The 15,420-nt window shown below is 47.4% G+C and carries 15 protein-coding genes; 12 read left to right on the top strand and 3 right to left on the bottom strand.

Going from position 1 to position 15,420, the window contains the following annotated elements; all coding sequences use genetic code 11:
- Positions 1–10: 10 nt before the first annotated feature.
- Positions 11–772: a polyphenol oxidase family protein gene (locus GCWU000182_RS02075; RefSeq protein WP_035363918.1), complete on the top strand. Its 762-nt coding sequence runs from the start codon at positions 11–13 to the stop codon at positions 770–772.
- A gap of 12 nt (positions 773–784) precedes the next feature.
- Positions 785–1,369 (top strand): uracil-DNA glycosylase family protein, encoded by a 585-nt coding sequence (locus GCWU000182_RS02070; RefSeq protein WP_023391080.1) that lies wholly within the window; start codon positions 785–787, stop codon positions 1,367–1,369.
- 28 nt (positions 1,370–1,397) lie between these two features.
- Here GCWU000182_RS02070 and GCWU000182_RS02065 read toward each other — a convergent pair whose 3' ends face one another.
- Positions 1,398–1,913 (bottom strand): NusG domain II-containing protein, encoded by a 516-nt coding sequence (locus tag GCWU000182_RS02065; protein WP_023391079.1) that lies wholly within the window; start codon positions 1,911–1,913, stop codon positions 1,398–1,400.
- Positions 1,914–2,076: 163 nt separating this feature from the next.
- Here GCWU000182_RS02065 and GCWU000182_RS02060 point away from each other — a divergent pair, with 163 nt between their 5' ends.
- The 3 genes from GCWU000182_RS02060 (at position 2,077) to serS (ending at position 4,551) form a co-directional block, all read left to right on the top strand.
- Positions 2,077–2,355 (top strand): hypothetical protein, encoded by a 279-nt coding sequence (locus tag GCWU000182_RS02060; protein WP_051372913.1) that lies wholly within the window; start codon positions 2,077–2,079, stop codon positions 2,353–2,355.
- A gap of 87 nt (positions 2,356–2,442) precedes the next feature.
- Positions 2,443–2,970, top strand: coding sequence for a tRNA (uridine(34)/cytosine(34)/5-carboxymethylaminomethyluridine(34)-2'-O)-methyltransferase TrmL (trmL, locus tag GCWU000182_RS02055; RefSeq protein WP_023391077.1), 528 nt, complete (start codon positions 2,443–2,445; stop codon positions 2,968–2,970).
- A gap of 300 nt (positions 2,971–3,270) precedes the next feature.
- Positions 3,271–4,551 (top strand): serine--tRNA ligase, encoded by a 1,281-nt coding sequence (gene serS, locus GCWU000182_RS02045; protein WP_023391076.1) that lies wholly within the window; start codon positions 3,271–3,273, stop codon positions 4,549–4,551.
- A 100-nt stretch (positions 4,552–4,651) separates the two neighbouring features.
- On the opposite strand, the gene GCWU000182_RS02040 is transcribed toward serS, so the two are convergent.
- A complete protein-coding gene (locus tag GCWU000182_RS02040; protein ID WP_023391075.1) occupies positions 4,652–5,158 on the bottom strand; it encodes a PTS sugar transporter subunit IIA in 507 nt (168 codons plus the stop codon).
- A gap of 131 nt (positions 5,159–5,289) precedes the next feature.
- Here GCWU000182_RS02040 and GCWU000182_RS02035 point away from each other — a divergent pair, with 131 nt between their 5' ends.
- Positions 5,290–6,132, top strand: coding sequence for an undecaprenyl-diphosphate phosphatase (locus GCWU000182_RS02035; RefSeq protein ID WP_023391074.1), 843 nt, complete (start codon positions 5,290–5,292; stop codon positions 6,130–6,132).
- Positions 6,133–6,180: 48 nt separating this feature from the next.
- Here GCWU000182_RS02035 and GCWU000182_RS02030 read toward each other — a convergent pair whose 3' ends face one another.
- Positions 6,181–7,206, bottom strand: coding sequence for a lactonase family protein (locus tag GCWU000182_RS02030; RefSeq protein ID WP_023391073.1), 1,026 nt, complete (start codon positions 7,204–7,206; stop codon positions 6,181–6,183).
- 119 nt (positions 7,207–7,325) lie between these two features.
- Here GCWU000182_RS02030 and GCWU000182_RS02025 point away from each other — a divergent pair, with 119 nt between their 5' ends.
- The 6 genes from GCWU000182_RS02025 to GCWU000182_RS02000 all read left to right on the top strand — a co-directional run bounded on the left by GCWU000182_RS02025 (position 7,326) and on the right by GCWU000182_RS02000 (position 15,367).
- Positions 7,326–8,531, top strand: coding sequence for an AI-2E family transporter (locus GCWU000182_RS02025; RefSeq protein ID WP_023391072.1), 1,206 nt, complete (start codon positions 7,326–7,328; stop codon positions 8,529–8,531).
- A gap of 7 nt (positions 8,532–8,538) precedes the next feature.
- A complete protein-coding gene (locus tag GCWU000182_RS02020; protein ID WP_035363913.1) occupies positions 8,539–9,978 on the top strand; it encodes a DUF5068 domain-containing protein in 1,440 nt (479 codons plus the stop codon).
- Positions 9,979–10,161: 183 nt separating this feature from the next.
- The gene (locus GCWU000182_RS02015; protein WP_023391070.1) at positions 10,162–10,704 is read left to right on the top strand and encodes a biotin transporter BioY; all 543 of its coding nucleotides are present in this window, start codon (positions 10,162–10,164) and stop codon (positions 10,702–10,704) included.
- Between the two features lie 96 nt (positions 10,705–10,800).
- Complete coding sequence (gene mutY / locus GCWU000182_RS02010) at positions 10,801–11,964, top strand: A/G-specific adenine glycosylase (protein WP_035363911.1); 1,164 nt, start codon at positions 10,801–10,803, stop codon at positions 11,962–11,964.
- The gene (locus GCWU000182_RS02005; RefSeq protein WP_023391068.1) at positions 11,961–13,652 is read left to right on the top strand and encodes an ABC transporter ATP-binding protein; all 1,692 of its coding nucleotides are present in this window, start codon (positions 11,961–11,963) and stop codon (positions 13,650–13,652) included. The genes mutY and GCWU000182_RS02005 overlap by 4 nt, the downstream gene beginning before the upstream one ends.
- Complete coding sequence (locus GCWU000182_RS02000; RefSeq protein ID WP_023391067.1) at positions 13,649–15,367, top strand: ABC transporter ATP-binding protein; 1,719 nt, start codon at positions 13,649–13,651, stop codon at positions 15,365–15,367. Before GCWU000182_RS02005 ends, GCWU000182_RS02000 begins: the two co-directional genes overlap by 4 nt.
- Positions 15,368–15,420 lie beyond the last annotated feature (53 nt).

The following is a 15,420-nucleotide window of genomic DNA, read 5'->3' as shown; positions in this document are numbered from 1 at the left end:
AGACATGGGAATGGATTACGAGTATATAAAGGGGTCTGACTACGACTACTACACGGTGCCAGCCTTGCTTGAAGCGGGCTTGGAGCATCGTTTTATTGGTAAGCCGCTTAATTTTAAACCTGATTTTAAGGAGGCGTCCGTAGAAGTTGTCAATCGAACTTTTCTAAAAGCGGATATGCCCCTGGCGGAGGTGCACCAGGTTCACGGAGCTGATATCTGCCAAGTAAGGGCTGGCCAATTGGGGACGGGATGGGGCTTGCGGACTCTAGGCGACTACGACGGCTTGGTAACGGAGGCAAGCGATTTGGCCTTAATGGTCAAGATTGCGGACTGTATTCCCATTATTCTCTTTGACCCGGTTAAAAAGGTGTTTGCCCTAGTTCATTCTGGCTGGCCGGGCACACTCCAATCGATTGGCCAAAAAGCCTTAGAAGTTATGATGAGCCAATATGATGTGAGGCCATCTAATCTGCTGATTGCCTACGGGCCCGCCCTTAGCATGGAAGATTTTCAGGTACAGGAAGATGTCTATCGTCGCTTCCAACCCCTAGAAGCGAGTCATCCCCAGGCCTTCAAGCAGGAGGATGAGCATCACTGGCTCATAGATACCAAAGGAATTAATAAGGAGCGTTTCCTCGCCATGGGGGTTCCTTTGGAACAACAGTATGACGTGGCTGTATCGACTAAACAAGCCTTAGGTTGTCATTCGTATCGGCGCGATGGAAGAGATGGCTATGGTCTTAATGCGGTTGTCGCCTATCTGAAATCCTAAGAGGAGGGAAAAATGGTGAGAGAAAATTTAGGGATTCGCGATGCCATCATGCAAGCGCCAGAAAACCAGGCTTATAGCAAGGCGGGGATTGAACCGCTTTTTACGGCACCTAAAGCCGCTCGCCTAGTGATTGTGGGCCAAGCCCCGGGCTTAGCTACTCAAGAAGCCGGTCGACCTTGGGATGATCGCTCTGGTGACCGCTTGCGAGAATGGTTGGGAATGAATCGTTCGACTTTCTATGATTCTGACCTTTTGGCAATTCTTCCCATGGACTTCTATTATCCAGGTAAAGGCAAATCCGGTGATTTGCCACCTCGTAAGGGCTTTGCAGCTAAGTGGCATCCTCAGATCTTAGCTCAATTACCGGAGGTTAGATTGACTCTATTAGTTGGCCGTTATGCCCAGGACTATTATTTGGCTAAGAGCAAAAGAAGCAATCTGACAGAAACAGTCGCCCATTATCAGGACTACCTGCCGGACTATTTTCCCTTAGTCCATCCTTCACCTCTCAACCAACGTTGGTTGAAACAACACCCCTGGTTTGAGCAAGAAGTGGTGCCGGATTTACAAAAACTAGTCCAGGCTATCCTAAAGTAGACAAAAAGGACTGGAAAACTTCCAGTCCTTATTTTGGTAAGACTAATTCTTCTTCTTGGCTTGAACTAGTGCTAGTTGATTGACTAGCGTCAGTGCGGCCACCGGTTGAACGTTCGCCATGAATCTCGATAATGAGTCCGTGGGGCAAGCAAATGGAAACCTGACCTGGTCGGCCCACCCAACTTGTTTTAACCGCAATTTGATCAGGGCTGTTATCTTCGCGCACGCGAATTCGTTTGCCATCACGCTCAATAATGTTATACTGTCCCGGATGTGGGTAGTAGGTTTTCTCTTCATGAGGAGCGTCCTCAAAGAGGTCGAAACGGTCCACTTCCTTGCCGTCTATTTTGATGAGGGCATAGGTGGAGGAAGATGCAGGTGCTTCCTTAGTGCTGGACCATTCAGTAGCTTGGCTGACTACCTCAGGTTTATTCAAGCCTTGATAGTGGTAGAAGGTCAGGATATTGGGCAAGAAAGATAAGGCAATGACCCCTAAAATGATCAGGTAATCAAAAGGTTTTAATAAGCTAAATAACCGTTTCATTGAGGAATCACCACCTTGTCTGAGCACAAAACTAGTACTATTGTATAAAAAAAGGGTAGAATAAGCTAGCAATTTGTGCCGTTTTTTGGTAAGATACCATTATGCCAATAAAAAGCGCTAGTCGCTTTATAAAAAAATGCAAGCAAAAGGAGTTTTAAATACCATGTCATTAAAAGCAGAATTACGCGAAAAAGTGGGCTCTGGCTCAGCTAAAAAAGTACGTGAAGCTGGGTTAGTTCCAGCAACTTTATACGGGAAAGGTTCAGAGGCTGTTTCTTTAACAGTTAACCGTCGTGAACTCGACGTTGTCTTGAAAACTCAAGGTTTGAGCCAAGCTTTTGAATTAGAATTCGACGGCAAGAAAGAAAATGTTGTCGTTAAAGCTGTTAACAAGGCTGCTTTGTCAGACGAAATCTACAGCGTAGACTTCAAACTCGCTTAATTTTAAATGATAAGTCCCGCTAGTCAGTTCTTGGCAGCGGGATTTTTTGTGGCGACCTCTAGAGGCGCCCACTGAGAAGGAGAGCCTATGAAAAATCATATTGCCTTATATCAACCGCTAATGCCGGCTAACACGGGAAATATTTCCAGAACCTGCGCTGCTACCAATACGCCACTCCATCTAATCAAGCCTCTGGGTTTTTCGACCGACGATAAGATGCTTAAGCGTGCCGGCTTAGATTACTGGGAGCATGTGGAAGTTCACTACCATGAAAGTTTGGAGGATTTCTTAGCTTTTGTGGGTGAGCGACCACTCTACTTGATTACCAAGTTTGCGCCTCGCATTTATTGCCAAGCAGACCTAGCTCAAAATAGCGCTGGCGAGCAATTCTTCCTCTTTGGTAAGGAAACAACCGGCTTGCCCGCTGACTTGATGGAGGAACGCAAGGCGGACTGCTTGCGCATTCCGATGAATGACCAGCATGTTCGGAGTTTGAATTTGTCCAATACAGCCAATATCGTCATTTATGAAGCTTTAAGACAACAAGCTTTTGAGGGATTGGATGTCACCCATCACTATCGTGACACGGACAAGGCACGCGATCTCAATTGGTAGACTTGCGCCAGTAGCCGATTCGTGATAGTATAGAAGCAGATAAATGATGCGACGGTTTTGACTAGTACAGGATAGGACGTCTTCAGAGAGATGATGGCTGGTGTGAATCATCACGGACTAGCCCTGGAATCCACCAGAACCCTGCAGCCTATGACTCAAGTAGTGCCGGTTGCCCCCGTTACAGGCCTTAAGTGCAGGAATAATGTCCTGAAATCGGGTGGTACCGCGAAACCAAGAAGAGCCTTTCGTCCCAATAAGACGAGGGCTCTTTTTGTTATTTGACTAAAAGGAGGAAACGAGATGTTAGATCGTAAATTATTGCGTGAGCAATTTGAATGGGTGGTAGAGAAATTAGCCACTCGTGGTGTAGATCGGGAGGTATTGGAGAATTATCGCCGCCTAGATAGTGAGCGTCGTGAACTTTTGATTGACGTTGAAGGGGCTAAACAATACCGTAACCAAGTGTCTGGAGAAATCGCCCAACTCAAACGTAACAAGGAAAATGCAGATGATAAGATTGCTGAAATGAAAGAAATCGGTGATCGTATTAAGCGTGATGACGAGCGCTTGGCTCAAATCGAAGCAGATTTAGAAGCCATCGAGCATCGTTTGCCTAACCTTCCAGCTGAAGGGGTACCAGTGGGGGCCGACGAAGAAGATAACGTGGAAGTGCGTCGCTGGGGCACGCCACGCGAATTCGACTTTACACCACTTAATCACTGGGAAATCGCTGAAAAATTAGATATTATCGACTTTGAACGTGGGGCTAAGGTGTCAGGTAGTCGCTTTGTCTTCTACAAGGGCTTGGGGGCGCGCTTGGAGCGGGCCATCTATAACTTTATGTTGGATACTCATACCCAACACAATGGCTACCAAGAAATTATCCCGCCATACATGGTGAATGATCAATCTATGTTCGGGACTGGCCAATATCCTAAATTCGTGGAAGACACCTTCCGGGTTAATGACGAACGTGGTTTGACCTTGATTCCAACAGCAGAAGTACCATTAACTAATTATTACGCTAATGAAATCTTACCACTTGAGAACTTGCCAATTAAATTCACTGCCTTGAGTCCTTCTTTCCGTTCTGAAGCGGGGAGTGCAGGTCGTGATACGCGTGGTCTCATTCGTTTGCATCAATTTAATAAGGTGGAAATGGTTAAATATGCGCATCCAGATCATTCCTTCGAGGAATTAGAGAGCATGACCCAAAATGCTGAAGGTATCTTACAAGCCTTAGGGCTACCATACCGTGTCATTACCTTATGTACTGGTGACATGGGCTTCTCAGCAACTAAGACTTATGACTTAGAAGTCTGGATTCCAGGCCAAGATACTTATCGTGAAATTTCTTCTTGCTCAAACTGCGGTGACTTCCAAGCTCGTCGTGCTAAAATCCGCTTCCGCAATGCAGAAGATAAGGTGGAATATGTTCACACCTTGAATGGCTCTGGTTTGGCAGTGGGGCGGACCTTCGTGGCCATCCTAGAAAACTACCAACAAGCGGACGGCTCTGTTAAGATTCCTGAAGCCTTGGTACCATACATGAATGGCATTACCGAAATTCCGGCTAAATAATAAATAGTAAGAGGCTAAAACAAAGTTTTTAGCCTCTTTTCTGATAATCAACAAATCAAAAAAGAGCTAGGGATTATCCCTAGCTCCTAACAGCTTGCGCTTATTTTAAGATTAATTTACCAATTTCTTGGCCACGACTTACTTGACCTGAAGCAGTGAGTTCGAAGCTTTCTACTAAATCATTACCATTAGTGAAAATCACGATCATGGCATTGTCTTTGCCTTCAGCTGCTAACTGATCTAAGTCAACGCTTGATACTAGGGTGTTAGCATCAACGTGTTGAGCGTCAGAAACCTTGGTGTCGAATGGGCCACCGTTAAGTGCCACCGTATCAATCCCCATGTGGAGTAAAACTTCTAAGGCACCAGACTTGAAGCCAACTGCGTGTTTAGTAGGGAAGACATTGACCACTTCACCTGCAACAGGCGCAGAAATTTCACCATTAGAAGGGACGATTGCGAAGCCATCACCCATCATTTTTTGCGCGAAGACGATGTCGTTTACTTCTTCGATGTTGATCAATTGGCCATCAGCGACAGCGTAGAGTGTTACTTCTTTTGAAACGGGAGCCGCTTCTTCTTTTTTCTTTTTGAAAAATCCAAACATGATCCTATCTCCTTTGTGTTTGAAATTTATTTCTTGTCCTTATCATACCACATTCTTTGCGAGAAGTTCAATGCATTTAATGCCAAGATGGTGTATAATGGGTGATAGCTTATAGAGAAAGGACTTAAAATATGAATGGAATTATAGAATTAGTGAAGGTAATCATCCTTGGGATTGTTGAGGGGATTACCGAATGGCTACCGATTTCTTCGACTGGACATATGCGTTTAGTGGATGCTTTTATGCCACTACAATTAAACAAAGCCTTTACGGATATGTTCTTTGTGGTCATTCAGTTGGGGGCTATCTTGGCAGTAATGGTGGTCTTCTTCCACAAACTTAATCCGCTGTCGCCAAGCAAGTCAGCAGCAGAAAAGAAAAACACCTGGGTTTTATGGTCTAAGGTGATTGTGGCGACTATGCCAGCCTTTGTTCTGGGTTTCCTCTTAGATGACTTAATGGACCAATACTTCGACAAGCCATGGGTCTATGCGATTACTTTTACCGTCTACGGTTTAGCCTTTATCTGGGTGGAATCCGGCAAGCGTAAAGCTAAAGCGAGCCGTATCAATAGCTTAGAAGCCATTAGCTATAAAGATGCTGCCCTCATGGGGCTATGGCAGTGCTTGGCCTTGGTGCCAGGGACTTCTCGTTCTGGAGCTACTATTATCGGGGCGCTCTTAATGGGAACCAAACGCTATGTAGCGACTGAATTCTCCTTCTTCATGAGTATCCCCGTCATGTTTGGGGCAAGCTTCCTCAAGTTAGTGAAGTTTGGCTTCCACTATACAGCGGCTGAAGCGACTTATCTTATCTTAGGGATGTTGATTGCCTTCGGGGTATCCCTCTTAGTCATCAACTTCCTCTTGGGTTATATCAAGAAACACGACTTCAAGGTCTTCGGTTACTACCGCGTAGCCTTGGGGATTTTAGTAGCAGTGCTCTACTTCTTAGGAGTATTTAAAGGCAAATAAAAAATGTCTGGAACCTATTAAGGGTTCCAGACATTTTTAATATCAAAGTTAGATAGGATAGATACAGACACATTCAGGCGCCTGGGTCTCTGCCTCGATGAAGGTGACAAGTCCACTGTCAGCATCGCGACTGAAGACAGCGATATGGTCAGTGTCTTGGTGGGGCACAAGGAGGTAAGTCTGGTCTTGGCTTAGAACGAAGTCCCGTGGAATCTGTCCGCCACTGGCAATTTCTTGAATCTTAAGAGGCTGTTGAGGGGCGGCCAAAGAAAAGACGCAGATGACATCATGGAAGCGGCTGGAAGTATAGAGAAAACGACCGTCCTGGCTGATGCGAATGGCAGCACTAGCGGCAGATTCTAAAAATTCAGGATCTAGAATGTCCAGCTGATGGACCAAGCTAAGTTGACCGCTTGAATCAAGGACTAGAGTTAGAAGGCTATTAGCCAGCTCGCCAATGACATATACTAGATTTTGACTCGGATGAAAGACTAGGTGACGAGGACCAGTTCCTGGTGGACAGGTAAAGCTCTGAACCAAGCTGAGGGCACCAGAGCTAGGGGTTACGTCATAGACATATATTTTGTCACTGCCCAAATCGCAGACATAGAGCAGGTCGCCCTCAGGATTTAAGCCGACAAAATGGATATGGGCACTGGCTTGATTAGGGTGAACGCTAGATCCCACATGTTCGTGGCGTTCGAAAGGACTTAAGACAGCCTGGTCATAATGGTAGCTATCAACGGAGCCTTCATGGTAATTAGCAACATAGACGGTTTGACTAGCTTCATGGACTGCTAGATGGCAACCAGGGATTTTGGTATTGAGTAGGCGACTGACCTCCTGCCAGTCCTTACCCTGGTGTCTAAAGGCTACCAAGCCACTTTCTTCCTGACCACGGTGAAGGGCGAAAAGGGTGCCACTTTCCTTGGCATAGGCTAGAAAAGTAGGTTGATTGAGTTTAGCAATCAGCTGTGGCTCGCTTAAATGGCCAGTAACAGGGTCAAAGTCAAGGCTTGAAATTCCTTGGTTGCGCCCCTTAGTGTAGCCACCTAGGATATAGGTTTCCGTCATAAAATCAGGTCCTTTCGCAAATGATTTGAGTTTTATAGCCTTAGCCGTGTATAAATCTAAGACAAGGCACCTATCCTTATGGTAGAATAAGATGACAGAAATTTCAAGGAGGGAGTTCTATGCAAGAACACACACCAAAACGCCAGTCGTCTTGGTTTACCCGTCAATTCCTAAATAGCCAGATGGTAGTCAGTCTTCTGATTTTGCTATTGGTTTTATTAATTATTTGGGTCTTTACTAGAATTACACACGTTTTCGCGCCAATCGGGGTGGTCATTGATGTGGCGGCTTTCCCTATCATTACCTCAGGTGTCCTCTATTATCTGCTTTATCCACTAGTAGATCGATTGCAAGCGCGGGGAATGAATCGCCAGTGGGCCATTTGGGCTATTTTTATTGGCTTAATTCTATTGTCAGCTTGGGGAATTGCCTCCCTTGTGCCGACCTTACAGACCCAAATTCTGAGCTTTGCTCGTAGTTTGCCTAAGTACTATGATGAAATCTACCATATGTTGTATCAGTCACCTTTTCTGACTGAGAATAAGGAAGTCACCCAACGACTACAGTCCTTCCTAGATGGTTTTGATTTCCGCAGTATGGCGGAGCAGCTGAGTCGTTTCGCTTCTTCGACCTTCGGTAGTTTAGGATCCGTGGTAGGGGCAGTGACCTCCGTCATTATGGGGCTCTTGACCGTGCCAATTATTCTCTATTATCTCTTGGCAGATGGTCAGCGTTTGGGCGATTATATTCTGAAATTCGTGCCGACTAAGCACCGTGCCATGGCATCTCGTATGATGTATCAAGGACACTATCAAGTGGCCCAATATATTCGGGGCCAAATTATTGTGGCAATCTGTGTTGCCATTATGTTCTCTATTGGTTACAGTATTGTCGGGCTAGACTATGCTATTGCCCTTGGGGTCGTGTCTGGTTTCCTCAATATTATTCCCTTCCTTGGATCCTTCATCGCAGTGATTCCGGCCTTTATCATTGCCTTGATTACCAGTCCTGTTATGGTCCTGAAGGTGGCCATTGTCATGATGGTCGAGCAAACCATCGAAGGACGTTTTATTGCCCCACAAGTTTTGGGTAATAACCTCAAGATTCATCCGGTGACAATTCTGATTGTTCTCTTATCTGCTGGTAAGGCCTTCGGTTTAGTCGGGGTCATCCTAGGGGTGCCAGGTTACGCCGTTATCAAGGTAATTGTGGGTGAGTTTTATGAATTATATCGTGAGCGTTCTGGGGCATATGGTCCCAAAGAAGCTATCCAAGCTCCAACAGACCAAACTAGCCAAGAACTTGCTAGCAATGAAAGAAAGTAGTGATAGGATGTCAGTAAAACAAGTATTCAAACGTGTGACCCTATTGGGTCTAGCCCTAGCGACCGGCTTGAGCCAAGGCGCACTCTTAGTCAGTGCTCAGACTGAGTCGTCTTCCAGTGGCCAAGTCAAGATGGTAGACCCAGCCGAGTCTAGCTCTTCCTTCCAAGAGGCGGATACCTCGGTTAGTCGTGAGGCCTACAATCAATTAGAAGAATTGCTCAAGCAAAATAGTCAGGTAAAAATTAATCCCCAAGCCTTCTACCAAACAGATGATGATTTTAAGGCAGACCAACAGAACTTTGCCGTGACAGTGGATATGCTGAGACTCTACACGGTCAATAGTTTTGAAAAAGAGCTAGAGAATGAGTTCAACTTTGAAGAAGGTGGTGGGGGATTAGTGGTCATGCACGTCTCTATCACCAACAAGACCAAAGAAACCGTGCATTATCCGGTTGAGGAGCTTAAGTTATCTTATAACGAGGCAAGTTTAGAAGTATCGCCAAGTTACCAACTCTACCCTGCAGAGGATGGCAACCTAGCTCAAACCTTATCTGACAATAAGGGGACCATTGATGCCGGTCAAACAGTGTCTGGCTACCTAGTCTTTGGTTTAAGCGCTAGTTCAGTCAAACGTGTTCAGGAAGATGGCTACTTCTATATCAAGGTAGTTTCTCCTAAGCGTAGCGAATCTGATATTACCGGGATTAGTGTTAATAGTTTGGGTGACGAGCAATTGCTGTATTTGCCGGCTAAGGATGAAGCGGCTAAATCACTCAAAGAATCTGCCACTCATGTACCAGACCGTCTAACCACAGAATACTGGGGGACTAAGAGAGTCTTGGCTGACGATAAGCCTAAGCTTAAGGAAAGTGATGAAGGTATCGATGTGACGATTACGCGTTTGGAAGTCAGTGATTTCCAACCAAATAGCTACAACGAAGAATCCTTCCGTAACTTTAAATATGGGGCCGTGATTGTTTCCGTCGAATATGATGTGACTAACAAGTCACAGAAGACACTCTTGCCAGTTGATGGCAATACAGTCTTAACTATTAATGGGGATCCGATTAATAGTGACTATGTCTTAACCAACCAAGTTTATGGTAAGGAATTGGCACCGGGTCAAACCTACCATGTTATCAAGACTTTCGCCTTGGACAAGAGTCGCTACCAGGAACATTGGCAAGGTCATGACTATAGCCTAACCATCTCCGTTCCTGAAAAGAAACCAGTAGTGGATTCTGCAAGCTCCAGCCAAGAGGGGCAAGAAGGTCAAGCTGATCCAGAAACTCAAGGGGCTCAAATGCAAGGTCAAACTGCTAACCCAGCGCCTGAAGTGACCACCTATAGTGTTACCTTCAATTTGGTGCCTAAGTTGATTCAGACGCTTAGCGAAGATTTGAAGCTTCAACCGGCTAATAGCACAAGCAATAGTCAAAACCCATAGTAGGGAGGGGCTGGGATCTAGGTCTCAGCCTTTTTCTTATGGTTAGGATGGGTGGCCTGTTCTTTTTTTGTTTTTGCGTCAACCTTACGCTGTCGATAGGTTGACATTAAGGGGCGAATTGCCTATACTCATAACATAGCTATTATTCTAGGGGCCCTAGCCCCAAATAAAGGAGTTTTTCTAATGTTCAATGATTTTAAAGATGTTCGCGTCTTAACCCGCATGGCCTTAGGCTTGGCAGTCTTAATCGTCTGCTCCTATTTGTCCTTCCCCTTGTGGGGCTTCCCAGCACCTATTACCATGCAGACTTTTGCCCTCTGCTTGATTGGTTTGGTCTATAAACCTAAACAAGCCTTAGCGATTATCTTACTCTACCTATTGCTAGGGGCTGTAGGCTTACCGGTATTTGCTGGTGGTCGCGGTGGATTTGCCTCTTTTGTAGGGCCAGCAGGGGGTTACCTCTTCTCCTTCCCAATTGCCTATACCTTGTTGTCTATCTTCAAGGGCAAAAAGCCAAGCTTTGTCTCTTATGCTTTGCGAACCCTCATCATCACCGTTCCAATTGTAACGGTCATGGGGATTTGGGGCTTCGTGCAATTCGCGCATATGGATTTAACTAAAGCAGTGACGACTGCCTTGATCTTTGTACCAGGTGATATCCTCAAAGCAGTTGTATCAGGTTTCTTAGCAGACCGTCTGCAGGTGGTAACACGTCATTTTAACTAAGTATCTTCCTTCCCGGGAAACAAGTGATTGAACTTGGTTCTCGGGCTTTTTTTGGTTATAATAAATGAGAATGTGAGTAGGAAGGAAGCTCTATATATGACTAATTCTAGAAGTAGCTGGCCTCAAGCTATGGTAGCTTGGGACCAGGCCCGTGTCCATGCCTTTCGGAAAGACCTCCTAGCCTGGTACGATAAAAATAAACGTGATTTGCCCTGGCGTAAGAGTCAGGATCCCTATGCCATCTGGGTCAGCGAGATTATGTTGCAACAAACCCAGGTGGCTACTGTTATTCCCTATTACCAACGTTTTATGGCGGCCTTGCCCACAGTGGCCGACTTAGCTCAAGCGCCAGAAGAGACCCTGCTCAATCTCTGGCAGGGACTAGGTTATTATAGCCGAGTCCGTAATATGCAGGCAGCGGCTCAACAAGTTATGGCTGACTTTGGCGGTCGGATGCCTGACCAAGTTGACAGCCTCTTAAGTCTCAAAGGCATTGGCCCCTATACGGCAGCTGCCATCGCCTCCATGGCCTTTGGTAGGGTGGCGCCGGCTCTGGACGGCAACCTCTTCCGGATTGTAGCTCGCCTCTTCCGGCTCAAAGACGATATTGCCCTGCCTAAAAGTCGTAAGGTCTTTATGGAAATTCTGGATATTTTGATTGACCCAGACCGGCCGGGAGATTTTAATCAGGCCATGATGGATTTGGGTGCCTGTGTCATGACACCAAGCAATCCCCGGCCAGACAATCATCCCTTGGCTGCTTATGATGCTTCCTATCAAGTTGGGGATTCTGACCAATATCCGGTCAAGAGCAAAAAAGTCAAACAAACCCGGCATGATTTGACCGCTTATTTTGTTCTTGATAGCCAAGGCAATTGGCTCCTGCGCCGACATGGGGAGGCTGAACTCCTGACGGGCCTTTGGCACTTCCCCATGCTGGAACAAAGCATGGTCTATGAAGAAGTGACAGCGGCCGAATTGACTGAGCCACTCTTAGATTGGCTAAGAGAAGAGGCCCTGGTAGAGGGTGATAGTCCCCTAAGTAGCCAAGTAGTCAGTCCAGCCCTAGGCCAAGTCAAGCATGTCTTCAGCCACCGCATTTGGCAGGTACAGTTAGTTGGCTTGCGGCTGGATACAAGCGGTCCCCTCCAAGAAGGCTGGTGCTGGGTGGCGCCAGAGGATGTTGGCCAGCTACCCTTGTCTACCTTGCAAGAGAAACTTATGCAGGTCCTAGTTCATGAAAAGGAGGCCATCCGATGAAATCCTTATGGTCTTTTTTTAAGGGCTACCGTGGGGTTGCCCTCTTGGGGCCCTTGCTTAAGTTGGCGGAAGCCCTTCTTGAATTAGCCGTTCCCTTGGTAGTGGCCCAAATCATTGACCGCATCTTGACGGGTGACGGTGCCATTTGGGGCTCCATTGCCTTGCTATTGGGCTTGGCCCTGGCCGGTGTCCTCATGGCCATTACCGCCCAGTATTTTTCGGCTAAGGCGGCCATTGGCTATACCCGGCAATTGACCCAGGCCCTCTATCAAAAGATTAGTCGCCTGTCCGAGTCCCAGCGCCAGAGTCTAGGGGAATCCAGTTTGATTACGCGAGTGACCAATGACACCTATCAAGTGCAGACGGGGCTTAATATCTTCTTCCGTCTCTTCTTGCGGTCACCTTTTATTGTCTTCGGGGCGGCCTATATGGCCTGGCAACTCAATGCCCAGTTGGCCAGCTATCTCTTAGTCATGATTCTGGTTCTATATCTGATTTTGGCAGTCTTAATGGGGCTAACAGCGCCTGGATATGCCAAGATTCGCCAAGCTACTGACCGAGTAGTCCAAGTTACCCAAGAAGGCATGGCGGGTTATCGGGTTATCCGGAGTTTTAATCAGGTAGATGGCTATCTGACTACTTATGACCAGGTTAATCAAAACTTGCTTGGCCATCAATTAAAGACCGGCTTCCTAGCAGCTCTAACTAATCCGCTGACTTACCTAGTCGTTAATGTCACCACGGTCTTAGTCCTCTGGCAAGGGGATTGGGCTCTGGATCAAGGGCTCTTAGCCAAAGGGGCGCTAGTTGCTCTAGTCAACTATCTGACCTTGATTTTGGGTGAGTTGATTAAAACAACCATTGTCCTAGGTAACCTCAACAAGGCCTGGATTAGTGCTCAGAGAATTCAAGCAGTCCTGGCTATGCCAGAAGAGGACCCAGGCCAGAAAACAAGTAGCCAAGTGACGCGAGACACTTCCGATTCGACCTGGCAGGCGCAGTATCTGTCCTACACCTACCCAGGCAGTCCCATGCCAACCATTAAGCAGGTTAGCTTGCAGCTTCAAGAAGGCCAGTGGCTGGGCCTGACCGGGGTAACCGGGGCAGGTAAGACTAGTCTAATCAAACTCCTACTGGGTATCTTACCAGCTGACCAGGGTAACCTAGTGGGGCCAGATGCTGAAGATTTAGCCTGGGTGCCTCAACAAGCCCAACTCTTCAAAGGGACCATTCGCTCTAATCTGCTCTTGGCCCAAGACAAGGCCAGTGACCAGGACTTATGGCAGGCCTTGGCCCTGGCTCAAGCAGCAGACTTTGTTGCCGAAAAGGGCGGACTGGATGCCCAAGTCACAGCCTTTGGTCATAATTTATCGGGTGGCCAACGGCAAAGACTGACTGTGGCCCGAGCCTTACTTAAGGCCAAAAAAGGCCTGATCCTTGATGATGCGACCTCAGCTCTGGACTATGCCACTGAAAGTCGCCTCCTGTCTGGCCTAAAGGCGGCGCGGCCTGACCTCATGGTCATCATGGTTTCGCAGCGCTTGAATGCCTTGCGTTTTGCTGACCAAATCTTGGTCTTAGAAGATGGTCAGACAACGGGTTATGGCCCAGTCCAAGACTTGGCTCAATCCAATCCATACTACCGGACCCTAGTCCAGACCCAAAGCCAGGGAGGTGACCGCCAATGACACAAGGTCAAGTAATGAAACGTCTACTTAAAGGCTTGGCTAGTCGACCATGGCTCATGAGCCTAGCCTTGCTGTCTACCTTAATCCAGGCCGGTCTCGTCCTCTATTTACCCGTTTTGATTGGTCGGGCCATTGACTGGATTGGGACAGGGCAAGCGCAAGTCCTGCAAGATTTGCTGGTCCAAATGTTAGTGCTTATTGCCCTAACCATTGCCTTCCAGTGGCTTAATCCTTGGCTCTACAATCAACTGGTCTATGGCCATATGGCCGAGCTAAGACAAAAGGTCATGGCCCAGCTCCAAGTTAGTCCGGTGCCTGCCCTTGATGGCTTTGGGCTGGGAGACTTGGTCAGCCGTCTGACCAACGACTTGGAGCAATTAACGGATGGCCTTATGATGCTCTTCACCCAACTCATGAGTGGCCTCTTCACTATTGGCGTGACCCTCTATCTCATGGCGGGCATGGACTTGGTCCTCTTTGGCTTGGTAGTCATTCTGACCCCAGTCTCCCTCTTCATTGCTCGTTTTATCGCCAAACAAAGCTATCACCGCTATCGGGACCAAGCTCAGACCCGGAGTGACCAGGCTCAGCGGGTAGAAGAGACCATTCGCCAAATGACCTTGCTGCAGCAACTAGATGCCCAGGAATTCCTAGCTGACGAGTTTCAAACCTTGAACCAGGTCTATAGCCAGGCAAGCTTGGGGGCGACCTTCTATTCTTCAACGGTTAATCCTATGACCCGTTTCGTCAATGCCTTGATTTATGCCCTCTTAATTGGAGTGGGGGCTAGTCGGGTAGTGGGCGGCCAGTTTACGGTAGGGGAATTGGTGACTTTTCTGGCCTATGCCACCCAGTACACCAAACCCTTCAATGATATCTCCTCCGTCTTATCGGAACTTCAGGGGGCCATTGCCTGTGCCGAACGTCTCTACCAAATTCTGGATTTACCAAGCTTGGTTGAAAGTGCAAGACTTGATCTAGCAGGAGACCAAGTTCAAGGCGCTGTTGACTTTGTCGACATGGCCTTCTCCTATGACCCAGCCCAACCCCTAATCCAAGACTTCAATCTGCATGTGCCGCCTGGCAGTATGGTAGCTGTAGTAGGGCCAACAGGGGCCGGTAAATCGACCATGATTAACCTGCTCATGCGCTATTATGAGCCAAGCTCTGGGGCCATTGAGCTAGATGGCCAAGCTATTGCGACCTATCGACGACAATCTTGGCGGGACCAACTTGGCTTGGTGCCCCAGGAAACCTGGCTCTTCACGGGGACGGTCCATGACAATATTGCCTTTGGCCGACCAGATGCTAGTCGCCAGGAGGTAGTCGCTGCAGCTAAGGCGGCTAAGGCCCATCACTTTATTGAACTCCTGCCCCAGGGCTATGACACTATCCTGTCAGGACAGGGTGGGGGACTGTCGCAAGGTCAGGCCCAATTGCTGGCCTTGGCTCGAATTTTCATTAAGCCACCTAAGGTTTTATTGCTGGATGAGGCGACCTCGTCCATCGACGCTTATACCGAACTCAAGGTCCAAGAAGCCTTCAACCAGCTTATGGCCGGCCGGACCAGCTTTGTCATTGCCCACCGCTTGGCTACTATTCGCAGCGCGGACCTGATTATTGTCATGAATCATGGGGCCATTGTAGAGCAAGGGAGTCACGACCAACTCATGGCCAAGCGCCAACTTTACTACCAAATGCAAGAAGAAGTCTAAGACTCTTCAGAAAAATTTGCTAAGTCCGCATAAAGCCTTAGCATAATAGGTGA

It is taken from the genome of Abiotrophia defectiva ATCC 49176 (assembly GCF_000160075.2).
Taxonomy (GTDB): Bacteria; Bacillota; Bacilli; order Lactobacillales; family Aerococcaceae; genus Abiotrophia; species Abiotrophia defectiva.
Note: the sequence above shows the minus strand (reverse complement) of the source record. Positions and strands in the feature narration are given on the sequence as shown.

What these genes read in the sequence shown, in the direction of transcription:
- trmL (WP_023391077.1), top strand. Translation starts at nt 2,443, where the DNA reads ATGAAAAATCATATTGCCTTATATCAACCGCTAATGCCGGCTAACACG.
- GCWU000182_RS02005 (WP_023391068.1), top strand. Translation starts at nt 11,961, where the DNA reads ATGAAATCCTTATGGTCTTTTTTTAAGGGCTACCGTGGGGTTGCCCTC.
- mutY (WP_035363911.1), top strand. Translation starts at nt 10,801, where the DNA reads ATGACTAATTCTAGAAGTAGCTGGCCTCAAGCTATGGTAGCTTGGGAC.
- GCWU000182_RS02040 (WP_023391075.1), bottom strand. Translation starts at nt 5,158, where the DNA reads ATGTTTGGATTTTTCAAAAAGAAAAAAGAAGAAGCGGCTCCCGTTTCA.
- GCWU000182_RS02025 (WP_023391072.1), top strand. Translation starts at nt 7,326, where the DNA reads ATGCAAGAACACACACCAAAACGCCAGTCGTCTTGGTTTACCCGTCAA.
- GCWU000182_RS02065 (WP_023391079.1), bottom strand. Translation starts at nt 1,913, where the DNA reads ATGAAACGGTTATTTAGCTTATTAAAACCTTTTGATTACCTGATCATT.
- GCWU000182_RS02000 (WP_023391067.1), top strand. Translation starts at nt 13,649, where the DNA reads ATGACACAAGGTCAAGTAATGAAACGTCTACTTAAAGGCTTGGCTAGT.
- GCWU000182_RS02070 (WP_023391080.1), top strand. Translation starts at nt 785, where the DNA reads ATGGTGAGAGAAAATTTAGGGATTCGCGATGCCATCATGCAAGCGCCA.
- serS (WP_023391076.1), top strand. Translation starts at nt 3,271, where the DNA reads ATGTTAGATCGTAAATTATTGCGTGAGCAATTTGAATGGGTGGTAGAG.
- GCWU000182_RS02075 (WP_035363918.1), top strand. Translation starts at nt 11, where the DNA reads ATGGATTACGAGTATATAAAGGGGTCTGACTACGACTACTACACGGTG.
- GCWU000182_RS02030 (WP_023391073.1), bottom strand. Translation starts at nt 7,206, where the DNA reads ATGACGGAAACCTATATCCTAGGTGGCTACACTAAGGGGCGCAACCAA.
- GCWU000182_RS02015 (WP_023391070.1), top strand. Translation starts at nt 10,162, where the DNA reads ATGTTCAATGATTTTAAAGATGTTCGCGTCTTAACCCGCATGGCCTTA.
- GCWU000182_RS02020 (WP_035363913.1), top strand. Translation starts at nt 8,539, where the DNA reads ATGTCAGTAAAACAAGTATTCAAACGTGTGACCCTATTGGGTCTAGCC.
- GCWU000182_RS02060 (WP_051372913.1), top strand. Translation starts at nt 2,077, where the DNA reads ATGTCATTAAAAGCAGAATTACGCGAAAAAGTGGGCTCTGGCTCAGCT.
- GCWU000182_RS02035 (WP_023391074.1), top strand. Translation starts at nt 5,290, where the DNA reads ATGAATGGAATTATAGAATTAGTGAAGGTAATCATCCTTGGGATTGTT.